The sequence below is a fragment of the Methylobacterium sp. CM6244 genome, assembly GCF_054817885.1.
This window is the reverse complement of the sequence record NZ_CM139247.1, coordinates 2,495,686-2,513,765: the sequence shown is the minus strand read 5'-3', so window position 1 is coordinate 2,513,765 and position 18,080 is coordinate 2,495,686. Positions and strand designations below refer to the sequence as shown.

Sequence of the window (18,080 nt, the reverse complement as noted above, 5' to 3'; positions counted from 1 at the left end):
CCGACATCATGACCTCGACCTTGCTGTGGTCGCTGATCGCCGTGCAGATCGCCATGGGGGCCTTCGACACCCTCTACCACCACGAACTGACCGAGCGCCTCGCCTGGCGCCCGTCCCAGCGCGGCGAGTTGCGTCTCCATGCCGTGCGCAACTGGCTCTATGCCCTGCTCTTCCTCACCCTCGGTTTCGCCGAACCCAAGGGGCTGCTCGCCTGGGCCATCATGGGCGTGCTCATCGTCGAGGTCGTGATCACGCTGATGGACTTCGTCGAGGAGGATCTGAGTCGGCGCCTGCCGGCCACCGACCGGGTCAACCACACCCTCCTGGCGCTGAATTACGGTGCGATCCTCGTCCTCATTCTACCGGTGCTGCTCGGCTGGGCCAGGGAGGCCACGGGCATCGCCTGGGTGAGCCACGGAGCCTGGAGCGCCCTCGCCCTCGCCGCCTCGCTCTCCGTCGCGATCTTCGGCCTGCGCGACTGGTTCGCCGCCGGGCGGTCCGAGCGCCTGGGCCTGCCCGCGCCGGCCGGGCTCGCGGACGTGCTCGCTCCGGCGCGGGCGATCCTGGTGACAGGCGCTACCGGCTTCGTCGGCCAGCGCCTCGTGGCGAGCCTCGTGGCGGCCGGCCACGAGGTGACGGTCCTGACCCGTGACGGGGCGAAAGCCGCGGCACTGCCCGCGCCGTTGCGGATCGTCACCTCCCTCGACCAACTGCCGGACGGCGCGCGGCTCGATGCCATCGTGAATCTCGCGGGCGAACCGATCGCCGACGGGCTGTGGACGCCCTCCAAGCGCCGCGCGATCCTCGCGTCGCGCCTGAGGATGACTCGGAGGCTCGCCAAACTGGTGGCCCGCCTCGACAGGGCACCTTCCGTCGTCGTCAGCGGCTCGGCCGTCGGATGGTACGGCCTGCGCGGCGATGACAGCCTCACCGAATCGAGCCCGGCGGCTCCAGCCTTCACCCAAAGGGTGTGCGCGGCCTGGGAGCGGGAGGCGATGGCAATCGCGGCCCTCGGCCCACGGGTCGTCCTCCTGCGCACCGGGCTGGTGCTCGGAATCGAGGGCGGCCTCCTCGCGCGACTTCTCATGCCGTTCGAGTTCGGCCTCGGGGGACGGATCGGCTCCGGGCGGCAATGGATGTCGTGGATTTCCCGCGACGACCTCGTCCGCCTGATCTGCCATGCCATCGCGACGCCGACCCTGGCGGGACCGGTGAACGCCACCGCGCCGGAGCCCGTCCGCAATGCCGATTTCACCGCATCCCTGGCGCGGCAGCTCCACCGCCCGGCAATCTTCCCGCTTCCGGCGCGGCTCCTGCGCTGGCTGGGCGGCGACTTCGCCGAGGAGATGCTCCTGGGCGGGCAGAGGGTGCTGCCCGAAAAAGCACTCGCCAGCGGGTTCGCCTTCCGGCATGCCCGGCTGCATTCGGCACTTGGATCCATTCTGGGCCGGAATGTCGGGCGGGAGGCGGAAGCCCGGTCCTCGCGGGCCGTCGTCCCGGTGAGAGAATGACCGGCCTGGGAACGCGGTGCGCGGACCCCCTTCGTGATGGAGCGAACCCCTGATCACCGCCCTCGTCTATACAGGCGCCGCTTTGGCCGAGATCGCCGGGTGCTTCGCCTTCTGGGCCTGGCTGCGGCTCGGCCGGTCGGCCTGGTGGGCGCTGCCGGGCGTGGTATCCCTCGTCCTCTTCGCCGTGCTGCTCACCAGGGTGGAGAGCGACGCGGCGGGCCGGGCCTATGCCGCCTATGGCGGCGTATACATCGCCGCCTCGATCCTGTGGCTCTGGCTCGCCGAGAGCCAGAGGCCGGACCGGTGGGATATGACCGGTGCCGCGATCTGCCTCGTCGGCACCGGGATCATCCTGTTCGCGCCGCGCGCCTGACGGCGCGCATCACATCTCGTGCGGATCGGGCTCGACCAGGATCTCGCGTTTGCCCGCATGGTTGGCCGAGCCGACGATCCCATCCACCTCCATCCGCTCCATGAGCGAGGCGGCGCGGTTGTAGCCGATCTGTAGGCGGCGCTGGATGTAGCTGGTGGAGGCCTTCTTGTCCCGCATGACCACCTGCACGGCTTGGGCGTAGAGATCGCCGCCGCTCTCGCCGAAGCTGCCCTGGTCGAAGACCGCGCCGTCGACCTCGATCTCGTCGATCGAGCCCTTGGCCGATTTTCCGCCTTTGGTCCCCTTGTCGTCGTCCTCGCCATCGTCGGCGGTGACAGCTTCGAGATAGGACGGCCGTCCCTGGCGCTTTAGGTGGGCAACGACGCTCTCGACTTCCGAATCCGAGCAGAACGGGCCGTGGACACGGGTGGTGCGGCCACCACCGGCCATGAACAGCATGTCACCCTGGCCCAGCAGCTGCTCGGCGCCCATCTCGCCGAGGATCGTGCGGCTGTCGATCTTGGACGTGACCTGGAAGGAGATCCGGGTCGGGAAGTTCGCCTTGATCGTGCCGGTGATGACGTCCACCGACGGGCGCTGCGTCGCCATGATGAGGTGGATGCCGGCTGCGCGCGCCATCTGAGCCAGGCGCTGGATCGCGCCTTCGATGTCCTTGCCCGCCACCATCATCAGGTCGGCCATCTCGTCGACCACGATGACGATGTAGGGGAGCGGATTGAGGTCCATCTCCTCGGTCTCGTAGACCGCCTCACCCGTCTCGCGATCGAACCCGGTCTGGACCGTACGGGTCAGGACCTCGCCACGCCCACGGGCCTCGGCGAGGCGCGCGTTGAACCCGTCGATGTTGCGCACACCGACCTTCGACATCTTTTTGTAGCGCTCTTCCATCTCGCGCACGGCCCATTTGAGGGCGATGACCGCCTTCTTCGGGTCGGTGACGACGGGGGAGAGCAGGTGCGGGATGCCGTCATAGACGGAGAGTTCCAGCATCTTCGGGTCGACCATGATCAGGCGGCATTCTTCCGGCTTCATCCGGTAGAGGAGCGACAGGATCATCGTGTTGATGGCCACCGACTTGCCGGAGCCGGTGGTGCCGGCGACGAGCAGGTGGGGCATCTTGGCGAGATCGGCGATGATCGGCTCACCGCCGATATTCTTGCCGAGGCACAAAGCGAGGCTCTGCTTCGTCTCGACGAAATCCGCCGAAGCGAGAAGCTCGCGCAGATACACGGTCTCGCGCCTGGCATTGGGCAGTTCGATGCCGATGGCGTTGCGGCCGGGCACCACCGCCACGCGGGCCGAGACCGCCGACATGGAGCGGGCGATGTCGTCTGAGAGCGAGATCACGCGGCTCGACTTGGTGCCGGGGGCCGGCTCTAGTTCGTAGAGCGTGACCACCGGGCCGGGGCGGACGGCGAGGATGTCGCCGCGCACGCCGAAATCGCTGAGCGTCGCCTCGAGCAGGGTCGCGTTCTGCTCCAGGGCTTCCGTCGAGACCTGGCTCGCCAGGGACAGGCTCGGTGCTTCGGCGAGCAATTCGAGAGCCGGATGAGCGTAGCTCTCCGCACCATAGTTCTGGGCGACGGGCGCGCGCCGGATCGGCGCCGGAGCGGGAGACGGTGCCACCGGGGCGACGCGGGAGCGCGGGGCCGGCACTGATGCGGCCGGTTCCTCGGACGCATAGAACTCCTCGCCGCCATCATCCGGCTCGTCGTCGTGCAGGATCGGCTCCGGGAGGGGCCGGCGTGTCACCGGCCGGGGCTCCGCCACGGGCTGCGGCTCGAAGACCGGCTCGCGACGCGCCGAGGCGGCATCGCCTCTCGCCGGGTTTCCCATCTCCTGCGGTGCGTGGGTCGACCAGGGCGCGTCGTCTCCATCCGAGAACGCGCGGCGCGCGGCCAGAGCCGGCGAGGCGCCCGCATAGGCGAGGTCCGTGGCCGCCGCCGCCCTTTCGGCACGCCATTCGGCGATGCGCCTGGCGAGGGCGGTCCGGCCGCCCATGAGGAGATGCGCCAGGGTGCCGAGGGAGACGATGCCGAGGCTCGGCTCGTCCTCTTCATAGCGGCCGTCATGCCGTGCCGATGATGGCGGACGCTGGTTGGACGCGGACGGAAGGGGCTGATCGTAGGGCTCCTCCTCCGGCTCCGCTCCGGCGCGGCAGGCACCCGTGAGGCAGAGGATCGCCACCGCCGCGAAGGCGAAGCCCACGAGGGCAGCCGCCGGCGACGCGATCGCGCCGACGATGAGCCGCGCGGTATGGATCAGGGCATCGCCCGCCACCCCGCCGAGACCGGTGGGAAGAGGCCAGCGGGCGGTGGGCGGTAGAGCGCTCGCCACCGCGCTCGCGGCAAAGAATCCGATGATCCAGAGGGTGAGCCGCAGCCCGCCTCGGGGCAATTCGCGCGATCGCATCAGCTGCACGCCCCAGAAGGCGGGCGGCAGGGCGAAAGCGAGAGAGCCCAGCCCGAGGAGCTGCATCGCGAGGTCCGACACCACCGCACCGCCGGTGCCGAGCACGTTGTGCGCGGCATGATCGGTGGCGTGGTTGATGCTCGGATCGTCGATGGACCAGGTCGCCAGAGCGACCGTGAGCGCGGTCGCGCCGGCAAAGAGGATGAGACCGCCCATCTCCGTCATCCGCTTGGCCAAAAATGGCCGAAAGCTGTCGACGAAGGTGTCGTAAGGCGATGCGGAACGGCGGAGCGAGCGCATACGGGACCAGACGCAGGGAGAAACGATCCGGTAACGCTATGGCGACCGAGTTAACGGCTGTTTAAGGCTTAGAGATCGTTAGCGCGGTGCGTACAGATGTCCGTGCTTTCATGCGCTGTCACCACGCGCCTTGCCGGAATTCATCCGCGCCGCCAACGAAGAAAGGCCCCGGATCGCTCCGGGGCCTTCTTTGTCAGTTGCTGAGCTTGGGGCTTAGCGGAAGAGGTTCAGGAGGCCGCCCGGCTCGGCATAGATGCCAGGAGCTGCAGTCGACGTCTGGAAGGTGATCGAGCCGATGACGGCATCGCCACACCACTTGGAGGTTCCGCCGTTGTTGAAGCCGCGGTAGTCGCCGGTGAAGTTGAAGCAGTCGGTCTTGCTCAGGTTGGTGTTGTGGTAGCGAACGTCGAGGACGATGTTCTTGTAGGTGTAGGACAGGCCGACGTTGCCGTAGAGGTAGCTCGGCAGGTTGAACGCGGTCTGGCCGGTGGCCGAGGTCTTGGCGGCGGTCAGGAAGTAGTAGCCGAGCTCGGACGAGAGCGAGAAGCCGCCCGAATAGGCCTCGGGAAGGAACGAGAACCAGTTCGCCGGCAGGGTGTAGGCGGCGGTACCCGAGGTGTAGGTGCCGTTGGCGTGCTGGCCGAGGAAGTTCGGCGAGAAGAACACGTTGAGGCCGAGGGTCAGCGCATCCGACGCTGCCCAGGTGCCCTTGGCGGCATATTCCATGAAGTCGGTGTTGGCGGTGGTCAGGAACGCGCCGCCGGGACCGAGCAGGCGCTTCTCGTTCGGGTAGAAGTAGTAGAGCACGCCGAGATCGAGGGTGAACTTGTCGAAGGTCGGACGGATACCGGCGGCGAGATCGAACTCCATGTCCGGCTGCGTGGGCAGGCGGGTCTGGTAGGTGGCGAGGCCGGTATAGGCGAAGCCGCCGAAATACTGGGCCTCGAAGAAGGACTGGTAGCTGCCCTGGCGGTTCGACTGCGACACACCGCGGAAGTTGTAGTCCGTCTGGTAGCGCGAGCCGAACGAGAAGCCGATCAGCGGGTCGGCGACCTTCGCCTCGACCGGCATGACCTTCGGAGCGGCAAGGTCGGCGGCGTTGACGCTGCCAACGCTCAGGAACGCGGCGAGGGAAGCGGCAGTCCCCAGTGAAGTCAGCTTCAGTGTCATTAGAGTTCAGCCCCAGTTATTCTGTGAGAGCCAAGTTGCCCAATCCCGCCGATCTTCGCAAAACTAACTTTGATGCAATTGCCCAGCAAATAGGCAAATACGGCTTCTGGCGGGACTTGCCATCGGGATGTTGCATTTGCATCACATTCTCGCCCCAGTCCGGCGGGGTGAGCCGGCCCTGCCCGTATACCGAGGGGCGGTCGATGCCTCTTCGCGGGCCTTCACGGCCATGAAAAAGGCCCCGGTCGCATGGCGACCGGGGCCTCTCGGTGCGGTGAGATCGCGCTAGAGCAGGATCAGTAGTTGTAGGCGCGCTCGCCGTGATCGGCGATGTCGAGGCCTTCGCGCTCTTCGTCCTGGGTCACGCGCAGACCGATGGTCAGGTCGACGAGCTTGTACAGGATGGCGGAGCCGATGGCGGACCACAGGATGGTAAAGCCGACGGCCTTACCTTGGGCGAGGAGCTGGGCCGCCATATCGTAGGCGCCCACAACCAGTTCGCCGGGCTTGCTGGTGTAGTCGGGGATGCCGACGCCGCCGAGGTCCGGGCTCACAAGGATACCGGTGGCCAGGGCGCCGAGGATGCCGCCGATGCAGTGGACGCCGAAGACGTCGAGCGAATCGTCGTAGCCGAGGGCGTTCTTGACGGTGGAGCACATGATGAAGCAGGCGCCGCCGGCGACGAAGCCGAGGACGATCGATCCCATCGGGCCGGCGAAGCCGGCAGCGGGCGTGACGGCGACGAGGCCGGCAATGGCGCCCGAGAGCATGCCCAGGAGAGAGGGCTTGCCCTTCAGCATCCACTCGACGAACAGCCAGGAGACGGCGGCGGCGGCGGTGGCGACGAAGGTGTTGATCATGGCCAGACCGGCCGAGCCGTTGGCTTCGAGGTTGGAACCGACGTTGAAGCCGAACCAGCCGACCCAGAGCAGCGAAGCGCCGATCGTGGTCATGGTCAGCGAATGCGGGGCGAGCAGGTCACGGCCGTAGCCGATACGCTTGCCGAGCATCAGGCAGCCGACGAAGCCGGCGATGCCCGCATTGATGTGCACGACGGTGCCGCCGGCGAAGTCGAGGGCGCCCCACTTGAAGAGCATTCCGGCATCGGCGTTGACGGCGTCCAGGGCAGCCTGAGCGGTTGCCTTCGAGGCGTCGTCCGTCGCGGCCGCAAGAGCCTTGGCTGCATCGCCGACGACGTCCGGACCACCCCAGTACCAGACCATGTGAGCCATCGGGAAGTAGATCAGCGTGACCCACAGGATGGAGAACACGAGCAGGGCGGAGAACTTCATCCGCTCGGCGAAGGCGCCGACAATGAGGCCGGGCGTGATCATCGCGAACGTCATCTGGAAGCAGATGTAGACGTATTCGGGGATCACGACGCCGTTGGAGAAGGTCGCCACGGTGGTGGACGGATCGACCCCCTTCAGGAAGACCTTGGAGAAGCCGCCGACGAAATCGTTGAGGCCGCCGCCATTGGTGAAGGCCATGCTGTAGCCGAAGGCGACCCACAGCAGGCTGACGACCGCCGCGATGGCGAAGACCTGCGTCAGGATCGAGAGCATGTTCTTGGTGCGCACGAGGCCGCCGTAGAACAGCGCCAGGCCGGGCACCGTCATCAGCAGCACCAGGACCGCCGAGATCATCACCCAGGCGGTGTCGCCCTTGTTCGGAACGGGTGCGGCGGCAGCCGGGGCCGAGACGACTTCTGGCGTCGGCGACTGTGCGAGGGATGGCTCGACGAACAGGAGGGCCAGCGCGGCGCCTCCCATCCCGAGCGCAAGGGCATTGCGAAGTTTCATGGAAACGGAACTCCCGGTCGCGGTGCGATGGTGATGTGGGGAAAGCGGGGGAAGGCAGGCCGGAGCGTCGTCCAGCCGGGCCTTTGGATCAGAGCGCGTCGACGTCGGTCTCGCCCGTGCGGATGCGGACGGCCTTCTCGAGCGGCACGACGAAGATCTTACCGTCGCCGATCTGGCCGGTGCGGGCGGCGGCGGCGATGGCGTCGATGACGCTGCTGGTCAGGTCGGACGCGACGGCGACCTCGATCTTCAGCTTCGGCAGGAAGCTCACCGCATATTCGGCGCCGCGATAAATCTCGGTATGGCCCTTCTGGCGGCCGTAACCCTTGACCTCGGTCACCGTGAGGCCGTGCACGCCGATCCCGGTCAGCGCATCCCTGACCTCCTCGAGCTTGAACGGCTTGATGATAGCCATCACGATCTTCATGGGCGGCGCCCCCTTTGTTCTGGATGCCCCCGGTCACCGGCGCGATCTACGTCGCGGCCCGGCGATCCGGCATTTTCGCACCAGCCAGAATGGCCAAGCGATCGGCGCCCATCATTCAAGGATTATGCCAAAGGGAACTTTTCCCGATTTTGCCATCTGCACACAAAGTGACCGATCACTGACGCGGGATCGGGCGAAATTTCTGCGTCAATCGCCTAAAGAATACTCATTCAGACGATATCGTGAGCAGAGTGGCAGCCAGTAAAGCAAAGGTTGCAGGAGTTCAGGATCCATCGCCGATCGGGCGTATCAGGCCTTCCTGAGCCACGGAGGCCACCAGCTCGCCACGTCGAGTGAAGAGCGATCCTCTGGCGAAACCGCGCGCGCCGGAGGCGGACGGGCTGTTATGGACATAGAGCAACCATTCATCGGCGCGGAACGATCGGTGGAACCAGAGCGCGTGATCCAGGCTGGCGGATTGAACCGACGCGTCGAACACCGTCTTGCCGTGCGGAATCAGGGTGGCGTCGAGGAGCATCAGGTCGGAAGCATAGGCGAGTACGGCCCTCTGTAGCGCCGGCTCGTCCGGTAGCCGCTCTCGCGCCCGCATCCAGACGTGGAACCGAGGCTCGCGCGGATCGCGCGACAGATAGCGTTCGACCTCCACCGGCCTCAACTCGATCGGGGTGGCCCGTCCGAGATAGGCACGCATGGTCGCGGGGATCGCCGGCCCCGCCGCCGCGGCGAGAGCGGGGGCGTCGAGCAGCGCCTCGGGGGCCGGAACATCCGGCATGACGGCCTGATGGAAAGCACCGTCCTCCTCGATGTGGAACGAGGCCGAGAGGGTGAAGATCGCACGGCCATGCTGGTGGGCCACGACCCGCCGCGTGGCGAAGCTGCGCCCATCGCGGATCCGCTCCACCGCGTAATCGATCGGGGCGGCGGGATCGCCGCCGAGGATGAAATAGGCGTGGAGGGAATGAGCCGGGCGGCTGGCCTCCACGGTACGCGACGCGGCCACCAGGGCCTGCCCGAGCACCTGGCCGCCGAAGACGCGGAACCATCCGGTCTGGATGCTCTGTCCACGGAACAGGTCGTCAGCGAGCGGTTCAAGGTCAAGGCAAGCGAGGAGTTCGTCGACGGATCCGGTCATGCGGGCCTTTGCAGGACAGTGACACCGAGGGTGTCGTGCAACGCGTATTATTGGGCATTGGCATCGCCACACCGGGCACGGAATGCAAGGCGCGCGGGTGAAAGCCACGCATCGGACGTCTCGCCCACGTGCCGAGCCTCGCCAATGCACCAAGCCTCGCCTTCGCGCGTTGGCTCCGGCAAAGCGCATGGCCTCGGGCAAGAAACGTTGCCTCGGATGAAACGCGGTGCCAGTGCAGGCCCGTCGGATCGCAGCCGGCGCGGAGGGGGACGAGGTGAAGAGCATGGGCGGATCGATGGACGGTCGCGCACCTCGCAAGGTGATCGTCGCGGGCGGCGGTATTCCCGGCCTCAGCCTGGCGCTGGCTCTGCGCCAGGCCCATGGCGAATCGTTGGATGTGGCCGTCTTCGATCCGGGGCTGGATCGTGCGGCTTTACGCCATCGGGGGCGTGCCTTCGCGGTGGCGGCTGGCGGCCGGCGCATGCTGACGAGGCTGGGGGTCTGGGACGACATCGCTCATGCGGCCGAACCGATCCTCGACATGGCGATCAGCGACAGTCGGCTGACGGACCCGGTCCGGCCCATCTTTCTCACCTTTGGCGGACATGGCGCCGATGACGGAGCGGAGGCCGGCGAGCCCTTCGCGCACATGGTCGAAGCGGAGTTCCTGGTGGAATCCCTGCTCTCGGCATCGAGAGCCTGCGGCGTTGTCCTGGAACCGGTCGGCATCCGCCATGCACAGGCGCGGGGTGCCGGCATCGCCGTCGCCCTGTCCGACGGGCGCGGGGCCGTCGCCTCCCTGCTGGTGGCCGCGGATGGATCGCGTTCGAGATTGCGCGAGGCCGCGGGGATCGGTTGGGTCGGACGCTCCTATCCGCAGATGGGCATCGTCGCGACAATCGGGCATGAGCATCCGCATGGTGGCCGCGCCTTCGAACATTTTCTGCCGAGCGGCCCCTTCGCCATCCTGCCGCTGGTGGATGGCGGCGCGCTGGGTCATCGCTCCTCCATCGTCTGGACCGAGCGGACCTCGGATGTGGAGGCGCTGATCGGCGGCAGCCGGGAAGAAACGCTTGCGGAAATCGAACGGCGCTTCGGGCTCAATCTCGGTCGTCTCGTCCTCGAAGACGGGCCGAGCGCCCACCCGCTGTCCCTCGGCATGGCGCGGAGCTTCCGGGGCGAGCGACTCGCCTTGCTCGGCGACGCGGCCCACGTGATCCACCCCATCGCCGGGCAGGGATTGAATCTCGGCCTCGCGGATGCCGCTTCGCTGGCGGAGGAAATCACGGAGGCCCTGCGTCTCGGCCTCGACCCGGGGGCGAAGGATGTGCTGCAGCGCTACGAGCGCAGCCGGCGCTTCGACACTTTCGCCATGGTGGCGGCCACGGATGGGCTGAACCGGCTGTTCTCCAACGATGTCCTGCCGGTTCGCCTCGTGCGCGATCTCGGGCTCGGCCTCGTCGACAGGCTCCCCGGCCTGAAATCGCTGTTCATCGGCGAGGCCTCTGCCTCGCGGGCTGCCTCGCCCCGGCTGTTGCGGGGCGAGGCTTTGTGAGGCGATTTCGCCGCCCCTTTGGGTTCTCTTTCCAAGGCTTTACCTCATCCTGAGGCGCCGCGTAGCGGCCTCGAAGGAGCCCTCCAGGGATCGCGCGATCACTGGAAGCTCCTTCGAGGCCCTTTGCCGAAGCAAAGGGCGCCTCAGGATGAGGTGGTCGGCTTGGATGATCGCCTTTGGCATCGGCCGCCGCTGAGAGATTCGATCCATAAAGGCTCTCAGGCCTTCTCGGCCTTGGCGCGCTCGATACCCTCGTTGATGAGGCGCTGGGCCTCGGCCTTGTCGCCCCAGCGCTTGATCTTGACCCACTTGCCGGGTTCCAGATCCTTGTAATGCTCGAAGAAGTGCTGGATCTGCTGGATCGTGATGTCCGGCAGGTCGGTGTAGTTCTCGATCCGGTCGTAGCGCATCGTCAGGTGGCGGGACGGCACGGCGATGATCTTCTCGTCCTCGCCGGCATTGTCCTCCATCACGAGGACGCCCACCGGCCGAACGCTGATGACCGCGCCGGGAGCGATGGCGCGCGTATTGGCCACGAGAACGTCGCACGGATCACCGTCACCCGAGAGCGTGTGCGGGATGAAGCCGTAATTCCCCGGGTAATGCATCGCGGTGTAGAGAAACCGATCGACCACCAGAGCACCGGATTCCTTGTCCATCTCGTACTTGATCGGATCACCGCCGATCGGAACCTCGATAATGACGTTGACGTCGTCCGGCGGATTCTTACCGATCGAGATGGAATCGATGATCATGGGGTCCTCTCTCTAACCTGCAGCAACCTGGGGCGCTGTTTGACGCGTCTCTTAAATCCCTTCCCGGTTAAAAGAAATCGGCCTTCGCCCGTTGCGCGGGGCTTTTGCCCCAAATCGTTACCTCAGGGTGCAGCGACGCCCGCCCGGTGAAGCGTCCATCGAGCCCGCTTCCGGTTGATCGCCACGACGTCCACGTCGTCGATCAGGGCTTGTTCTTCGGCGAGCCGAACCAGCGCTGCCAGACGCCCTCGATCCAACGGGCCGAGCGTTCGAGCGGGACCTTGAGTGCCGGGATGTCCTGGCTGAGGAGAGCCAGTCCCACCGGCAGCATCCAAAGCCCGAGCACGGGCAGGATCGAGAAGATTCCGCCGAGGATGAACAGCAGCGCCGCGCCGATCCTGATCCAGCGGCGATGGGGTTCGCGAAGCCACTCGATGGCCTTGCGCAAAGTGTCCGGCAGCTTCTCGGTGAGGCGGGTGACGCGGTCGTCCCAATCCTGCGCCGTGCAATCGCGGCGCGACACGTCCTGCTGACTGGTGGTCATTGTGGTCCTTGTTCCGGCGCAGGGAAGTCCGGGCCGGCCCCCGACATGTGGGAGCGGTCCGGCTTCAGCGCAGGATCAACGATCCATGCCGTGCTCAGGGTTCCGTGACGGGGACTTCTGACCGGCCCGGCGGCCGGATGTCATTCGAAGCGGTAGGCCGCCTTGTCGAGGACGGCGCCCGCCATGCGGTCGACGGCCTCGGCCACCCTCTTGCCGCCGAGACCGGCGTAGAACGCGCAGGCGCGCTCGTTGCCCGTCAGCGTCCAGACCCCGATCCGTGTCAGGCCGTGGTCGATCAGGTCGTTGCGGATCGCGCGGAACAGGCGGCGGCCGAGCCCCAGGCCCTGATAGGCCGGCAGGATGTAGAGCTCGTCGATCTCGCCCGCTGCCTTGAGCGCGCTCCCCCTTGCCTGCCCGTAGATGGCGTATCCGACGATCTCGTCGCCGATCTCGACCACGACCAGGGGGCGGTTGCGCTGGGCCGCGCCGACCCACCATTGCGACGAGCGCTGGGAGATCATCCGCTCCAGGGAAATGCCGGGGATGATGCCGCGATAGGCCTCCCGCCAGGTTTCGTCGAAGACGTCGCTCAGCCGGTCGGCGTCTCCCGAACGGGCGCGGCGGATGCTGGTGGTGCTCGTCTTCATGACTGTCCCTACGCTCGGTGGAAACGGGAACGACGTCGCATCGAAATCCACGATACGGGCATGATGAAGGCAAGCCGGATGCCGAATTCTCGTGGCCGGGAATATCGATGCCCGATGGCGCCCTTCCGCGACACGCGTTTGCCCGATCCTCTACCGGCTGTTAGAGCCGCAGCACTGTCCTCCCGACCGGTTCCAGCAGCCACCCGTGTTCAACAGATTCATCAAGCCCGAGATCCGCTATGCCCGGCGCATGGCGCGGATCGCCCGCTTCGAGCAGCCGATCTCCGGTCGGAGCGCACGCGTGCGGGCCTGGGCCAACATGCTGCTCGTCGACCACGGCGTGTTCCGTCTCGCCTATCTGAACCGTCACAAGATCGGGACCGGCAAGATCTGGCGCTCGGCCCAGCCCACACCCCACCAGCTCGCCTGGTTCCGGCGGCAGGGCGTGCGCACGGTGATCTCCCTGCGTGGCGGCCGCGAGCACGGCTCCTGGCCGCTCCAGCGCGAGGCCTGCGCCCAGCAGGGGCTGAACCTCGTCGAATTCGTGCTGCGCTCCCGCGAAGCGCCCTCGAAGGAGACGATCCTCGCCGCGAAGGCGTTTTTCGACGGCGTCCAGTATCCCGCCGTGATGCATTGCAAGTCGGGAGCGGACCGGGCCGGCCTCGGCGCTGCCCTGTTCCTGATCCTGCACGAAGGCGTGCCGGTCTCGGAGGCGATGCAGCAGCTCTCGGCCCGGTACGGCCATTTCCGCTTCGCCAAGACCGGGATTCTCGACGCCTTCTTCGACCTCTACCTGCGCGACGGCGAGGCGAAGGGTCTGGATTTCCTGACCTGGGTCGAGGCGGTCTACGACCCCGAGGCCTTGAAGCGCGATTTCCGCCCCGGCTTCTGGTCCGACCTCGTGGTCGACCGGGTGATCAAGCGCGAATAGGTCCCTCTCCCGCGCCTACTCCGCCGCCAGCCGCGTCGTCTCGCGGAACGGATGGGCCGGGTAGGTGCCGATGATGCGCAATTCGCGCGAGAAATAGGCGAGTTCGTCCAGCGCGCGGGCGAGGCCCGGATCCTCCGGATGCCCGTCGACCTCAGCATAGAACTGCGTCGCCGAGAACTGGCCCTCGACCATGTAGCTTTCGAGCTTCGACATATTGACGCCGTTGGTGGCGAAGCCCCCGAGCGCCTTGTAGAGCGCCGCCGGAATGTTGCGGACGCGGAAGATGAAGCTCGTCACCGTCGGTCCGGTATTGGCTGGCACTTCCGCAGCCTCGGGCGAGAACACCACGAAGCGCGTGGTGTTGTGGCTCTCGTCCTCCACGTCACGGGCGAGGATATCGAGCCCGTAGACGCCTGCCGCCATGGCCGGCGCCAGCGCGCCGCGGCTGGGATCCCCGGCCTCGGCGACTTCGCGCGCCGCGCCCGCCGTGTCGCCGGCCACGATGGCCTTCAGCCCCAGCCGCCGGATGATCTTGCGGCACTGGCCGAGGGCGTGGACATGGCTGTGCACCGTTTTGATCGCCTCGATCGGCGTGCCGGGAAGCGCCATCAACTGGAAATGGATCGGCAGGAAATGCTCGGCCACGATGTGCAGGCCGGATGTGGGGATGAGATGATGGATGTCGGCGACACGGCCGGCGATGGAGTTCTCGATCGGGATCATCGCCAGCGCCGCGCGGCCGTCATTCACCGCCGCGAAGGCTTCTTCGAACGAGGCGCAGGGCAGCGGGGTCCAGTCCGGATAGGCCTGGGCGCAGATGATGTGCGAGTTCGCGCCCGGCTCACCCTGGTAGGAGATCGTCTTACGGGATTCGGACGTGCGGGATTCGGACGTGCGGGGCTCGGTCGTCTGGGACATTGAGGTGATGACTCGGTTCGTCAGTTGAGGCGCCGGGCATTGAGCACGGCCCGCGCGCGCTCGAGGTCGGCGGGGGTGTCGACGCCCAGCGGCAGGTCGTCGACGATGGTGGCGTCGATGCGCATGCCCGCCTCCAGCGCCCGCAGCTGTTCCAGCTTCTCGCGGGTCTCGAGCTCCCCGGGCGGCAGGGCCATGAAGCGGGTGAGCGCACGGCGGCGATAGGCGTAAAGGCCGATATGGTGGAACAGCGGCCCCTCCCCCCAGGGCGCCTGCGCCCTGGTGAAATAGAGGGCGCGCAAGCGGTTCGGCGTCACGTGATGGCCCACGAGTTTCACCACGTTGGGATCGTGCCGCTCCTCGTCGCGGGTGATGAGGGCGCAGAGGGTGGCGATATCCACAGCCCGATCCGCGAGTGGCAGGATCGCGGCCGCGATGGCCGCCGGGTCGATCGTCGGCAGGTCGCCCTGCACGTTGACGATGACGTCGTGGTTGCCCTGCGGATCGATGATCTCGAGGGCCTCGGCCAGCCGGTCCGATCCGGAGGGATGATCGGCCCGGGTGAGGGTCGCGAGGCCTCCGACCCGCTCGATGGCATCGACGATCTCGACGGCATCAGTCGCCACCACCACGGGGCCGATGCCGGCCTCCACGGCCCGGCGCCAGACATGCACGATCATCGGCTCGCCGGCGATGTCGGCCATGGGCTTGTCGGGCAGCCGCGTGGCCGCCATGCGGGCGGGGATCAAGACGAGGGGATCTGACATCGACCGGCGGATCTCTCCAGTGAGGGGGCGGATTAGCAGGGGCGATGCGGGTTGTCATCGTCGCCGGGGCGGCGCACGGGTGACAGCTTCGCCTCTGCGACTACGCGGCCCGTGACTCCGGCATTGTCAAGATCGGTCGAGTACCGCTATTCACCCTCGAACATTTCCAGAGTCCGGGGCATCCGCTCACCGGGCCTCGCATGCCGCCGCAACCGGCGGACGCCCCCGGAGTTGTCGAGAATGGACTCTTTCGAGCTGAACAAGGTCGCGGGCGCCGTTCTCGGCACTCTTCTTCTCGCCATGGGCTCCGGGTTTGTCGCCGAGTTGATCTATTCTCCGAAGCCCGCCGGTAGCGCGGGCTACGCCCTCCCCGAGCCTCAGCCCGAGGCTGCGGGCGGTGGTGCGGCCGCCGCTGCCAAGGTCGAGCCGCTTCCGGTTCGCCTCGCCAGCGCTAGCGTCGAGAAAGGCACCGGCGCCGCCAAGAAGTGCGCCGCCTGCCACAGTTTCGAGAAGGGCGGCCCCAACAAGGTCGGCCCGCATCTCTGGGGCGTGGTCGATCGTCAGCGCGCGCATGAAGGCGGGTTCGAGTATTCCGCTGCCCTGAAGGAAAAGGGCGGCACCTGGACCTACGACGAGCTCGACCACTTCCTCGCCAATCCGAAGACCTACGTGCCCGGCACCAAGATGGCCTTCGCCGGGATCCAGGCTCCGCAGGAGCGCGCCGATGTGATCGCTTACCTGCGCTCGCTCGCCGATACGCCGGCTCCGCTCCCCGCCGTGGAGAAGGCCGCGGCTGCAGACAGCCCGGCTGGCGACAAGCCTGCCGATCAGAAAGCGCCGGAAGAGAAGCCCGCGCAGTAGGCTACGCGACTGGGGGAAGTTCCCGCATTGATGAACGATCGGAAAGGCCGGGCTTGCCCCGGCCTTTTGCGTTCCAGGACGTGCGCCGCGTTTCCAACGAGGGAATCACCCGGGCCGACAGCATCCCGCACTGCAGCAAAATAATGTGAAAGCCGGCTCACCCGGTGACTGAGGCGGTGCGGATCGCATGATCGTGATGACACCAAATTAAGCACGATAATCCTGCGCTTTGAGTCGAAAAACAGCCTCACTTTCGACTTTGTGTAAGGATTTCCCAGTCGGACGGGGCACGGGACACCACCATATTGAGTTAGAATTATATCAGTTATTGCATTGCACAATACAAATGATGCAGGAAAGCCCCGTAATCTGGGCCGTGGAAACGGCGCATAGGTCGAACGGATTTGAAGGGCAGAGTGTTATGAGCGAGCATGCATCGATCCACCGTCGCAAGCTGCTGACGTATTTCTCGACCAGCCCGCTTTTCGCACCGAGCGCTGCCCGCGCCCTGGCCGGCATCGCCGCTTTCGGAACCACCGACGCCGTGGCCCAGAGCTACGACGTGCTCCGCGCCGCTCCCGTGATGAACGGCGACCTCATCGCCTCCCCGGCGCAGGCCCTCAACGTGTTCGATTTCGAGCCCGTGGCGAAGAAGGAATTGCCGCCGGCGCATTACGGCTACCTCGCCAGCGGCGTCGACGCCGACAAGACGCTGAAGGCCAACCGCGACGATTTCGACAAGATCCACGTCCGTGCCCGTCGCCTGATCGACGTTCGCAAGATCGACACGACCGTGAAGATCTTCGGTGAAACCTGGGCCAGCCCGATCGCGCTCGCCCCCGTCAGCAGCGTGGGCGCGTTCCACCCCGAGGCGGAGTCCGCCGCCGCCCGCGCCTGCAAGGTCAAGGGTCACCAGATGATCCTGTCCACGGTGGGCAGCACCTCGATCGAGGATGTCATCAAGGAGCGCGGCGCGCCCGTCTGGTACATGCTCTACCCGACCGACGATTGGGCCGTGACCGAGAAGCTGGTGAAGCGGGCCGAGGCGGCCGGCGCCCCGGCCATCGTGCTCACCGTTGACCGCCAGGGCGGCCGCAACACCGAGACGCTGTTCCGCGAGCGCCGCGCCGACACCCGCACCTGTACCGATTGCCACACGCCCGGCTTCAAGAACGAAGTCAGCCGCAAGCCGATGTTCGACGAGATCGACGTGTCGAAGGTCACCAACCTCTACGGCACCGGCATGACCTGGGATTACGTGAAGCGCCTGCGCGGCATCGTGAAGGGCAAGCTCGTCCTCAAGGGCATCATGACCCAGGAAGATGCCAAGATCGCCCTTACCCACGGCGTCGACGCGATCATCGTCTCCAACCACGGCGGCCGCGCCGAGGAGAGCCTGCAATCGACCATCGGCGCGCTGCCCGAGGTGGTCGCTGCCGTGAACGGCAAGGTGCCGGTCCTCATCGATGGCGGGTTCCGCCGCGGCACCGACGTGCTCAAGGCCCTGGCGCTCGGCGCCACCGCCGTCTGCGTCGGTCGTCCCTACATCTGGGGCCTCGCCGCCTTCGGCCAGCCGGGCGTCGAGATGGTGCTCACCCTGATGCAGCGCGAGTTCGAGACGATCATGCGCCAGGTCGGCGCCACCAAGATCGCCGAGATCACGCCCAAGAGCGTTCAGATCGTCTGACGTCCGGTCGATCGGATTTGTCCTACGGATGATCAGGCGTGAGCGGATCATCCGTAGCAGTCGATTATCCAATCAGACCACCTCATCCTGAGGTGCCCTTTGCCTGAGCAAAGGGCCTCGAAGGAGCCCTCCAGTCTGCTATATGGGTTCTGGAGGCCTCCTTCGAGGCCGCTGCGCGGCACCTCAGGATGAGGTAAGCCCTTGGGAGAACAGCCTAAACAGGTTCTTCCCCTCTCTCACGAAACTCCC

The 18,080-nt window shown here is 66.6% G+C and carries 15 protein-coding genes and 1 pseudogene; 6 read left to right on the top strand and 10 right to left on the bottom strand.

The genetic code is table 11. From position 1 onward, the window contains the following. Positions 1-8: 8 nt before the first annotated feature. On the top strand, positions 9-1,511 hold the full coding sequence (locus tag ACYQML_RS11585; protein WP_461235583.1) for a TIGR01777 family oxidoreductase: 1,503 nt from the start codon (positions 9-11) through the stop codon (positions 1,509-1,511). 49 nt (positions 1,512-1,560) lie between these two features. Continuing rightward, positions 1,561-1,884, top strand: coding sequence for a YnfA family protein (locus ACYQML_RS11580; RefSeq protein WP_461235709.1), 324 nt, complete (start codon positions 1,561-1,563; stop codon positions 1,882-1,884). Between the two features lie 9 nt (positions 1,885-1,893). Here ACYQML_RS11580 and ACYQML_RS11575 read toward each other — a convergent pair whose 3' ends face one another. The 5 genes from ACYQML_RS11575 to tesB form a co-directional block, all read right to left on the bottom strand. After that, positions 1,894-4,617, bottom strand: coding sequence for a DNA translocase FtsK (locus ACYQML_RS11575; RefSeq protein ID WP_461235582.1), 2,724 nt, complete (start codon positions 4,615-4,617; stop codon positions 1,894-1,896). A gap of 213 nt (positions 4,618-4,830) precedes the next feature. Next, complete coding sequence (locus ACYQML_RS11570; protein ID WP_244478085.1) at positions 4,831-5,787, bottom strand: TorF family putative porin; 957 nt, start codon at positions 5,785-5,787, stop codon at positions 4,831-4,833. A 296-nt stretch (positions 5,788-6,083) separates the two neighbouring features. Continuing rightward, entirely contained in the window at positions 6,084-7,589 is a 1,506-nt protein-coding gene (locus ACYQML_RS11565) for an ammonium transporter (RefSeq protein ID WP_056429781.1), read from the bottom strand. A gap of 88 nt (positions 7,590-7,677) precedes the next feature. Further along, a complete protein-coding gene (locus ACYQML_RS11560) occupies positions 7,678-8,016 on the bottom strand; it encodes a P-II family nitrogen regulator (protein ID WP_018044676.1) in 339 nt (112 codons plus the stop codon). 283 nt (positions 8,017-8,299) lie between these two features. Beyond that, on the bottom strand, positions 8,300-9,169 hold the full coding sequence (gene tesB, locus ACYQML_RS11555) for an acyl-CoA thioesterase II (protein ID WP_461235581.1): 870 nt from the start codon (positions 9,167-9,169) through the stop codon (positions 8,300-8,302). Between the two features lie 283 nt (positions 9,170-9,452). Between tesB and ACYQML_RS11550 the strand changes: the two genes are divergently transcribed. Continuing rightward, positions 9,453-10,724 carry an FAD-dependent monooxygenase gene (locus tag ACYQML_RS11550; protein WP_461235708.1) on the top strand — a complete coding sequence of 424 codons (1,272 nt, stop codon included), beginning with the start codon at positions 9,453-9,455 and terminating at the stop codon, positions 10,722-10,724. Between the two features lie 218 nt (positions 10,725-10,942). Here ACYQML_RS11550 and ppa read toward each other — a convergent pair whose 3' ends face one another. The 3 genes from ppa to ACYQML_RS11535 form a co-directional block, all read right to left on the bottom strand. After that, positions 10,943-11,479, bottom strand: coding sequence for an inorganic diphosphatase (ppa, locus tag ACYQML_RS11545; protein ID WP_018044679.1), 537 nt, complete (start codon positions 11,477-11,479; stop codon positions 10,943-10,945). Between the two features lie 202 nt (positions 11,480-11,681). Further along, positions 11,682-12,023: a hypothetical protein gene (locus ACYQML_RS11540; protein WP_461235580.1), complete on the bottom strand. Its 342-nt coding sequence runs from the start codon at positions 12,021-12,023 to the stop codon at positions 11,682-11,684. A 140-nt stretch (positions 12,024-12,163) separates the two neighbouring features. Then, a complete protein-coding gene (locus tag ACYQML_RS11535) occupies positions 12,164-12,670 on the bottom strand; it encodes a GNAT family N-acetyltransferase (protein WP_056429776.1) in 507 nt (168 codons plus the stop codon). A 205-nt stretch (positions 12,671-12,875) separates the two neighbouring features. Between ACYQML_RS11535 and ACYQML_RS11530 the strand changes: the two genes are divergently transcribed. Further along, a complete protein-coding gene (locus ACYQML_RS11530; RefSeq protein WP_461235579.1) occupies positions 12,876-13,601 on the top strand; it encodes a fused DSP-PTPase phosphatase/NAD kinase-like protein in 726 nt (241 codons plus the stop codon). Positions 13,602-13,616: 15 nt separating this feature from the next. On the opposite strand, the gene ACYQML_RS11525 is transcribed toward ACYQML_RS11530, so the two are convergent. Then, complete coding sequence (locus ACYQML_RS11525; protein WP_461235578.1) at positions 13,617-14,519, bottom strand: prephenate dehydratase; 903 nt, start codon at positions 14,517-14,519, stop codon at positions 13,617-13,619. Between the two features lie 20 nt (positions 14,520-14,539). Beyond that, the gene (locus tag ACYQML_RS11520) at positions 14,540-15,283 is read right to left on the bottom strand and encodes a 3-deoxy-manno-octulosonate cytidylyltransferase (RefSeq protein WP_056429770.1); all 744 of its coding nucleotides are present in this window, start codon (positions 15,281-15,283) and stop codon (positions 14,540-14,542) included. A 240-nt stretch (positions 15,284-15,523) separates the two neighbouring features. Between ACYQML_RS11520 and ACYQML_RS11515 the strand changes: the two are divergent. Together ACYQML_RS11515 and ACYQML_RS11510 are read left to right on the top strand one after the other, a co-directional pair. Then, positions 15,524-16,135: pseudogene (locus ACYQML_RS11515) on the top strand (c-type cytochrome); the annotation flags it as partial. Positions 16,136-16,565: 430 nt separating this feature from the next. Then, complete coding sequence (locus ACYQML_RS11510) at positions 16,566-17,831, top strand: alpha-hydroxy acid oxidase (RefSeq protein WP_461235577.1); 1,266 nt, start codon at positions 16,566-16,568, stop codon at positions 17,829-17,831. Positions 17,832-18,080: the final 249 nt, after the last annotated feature.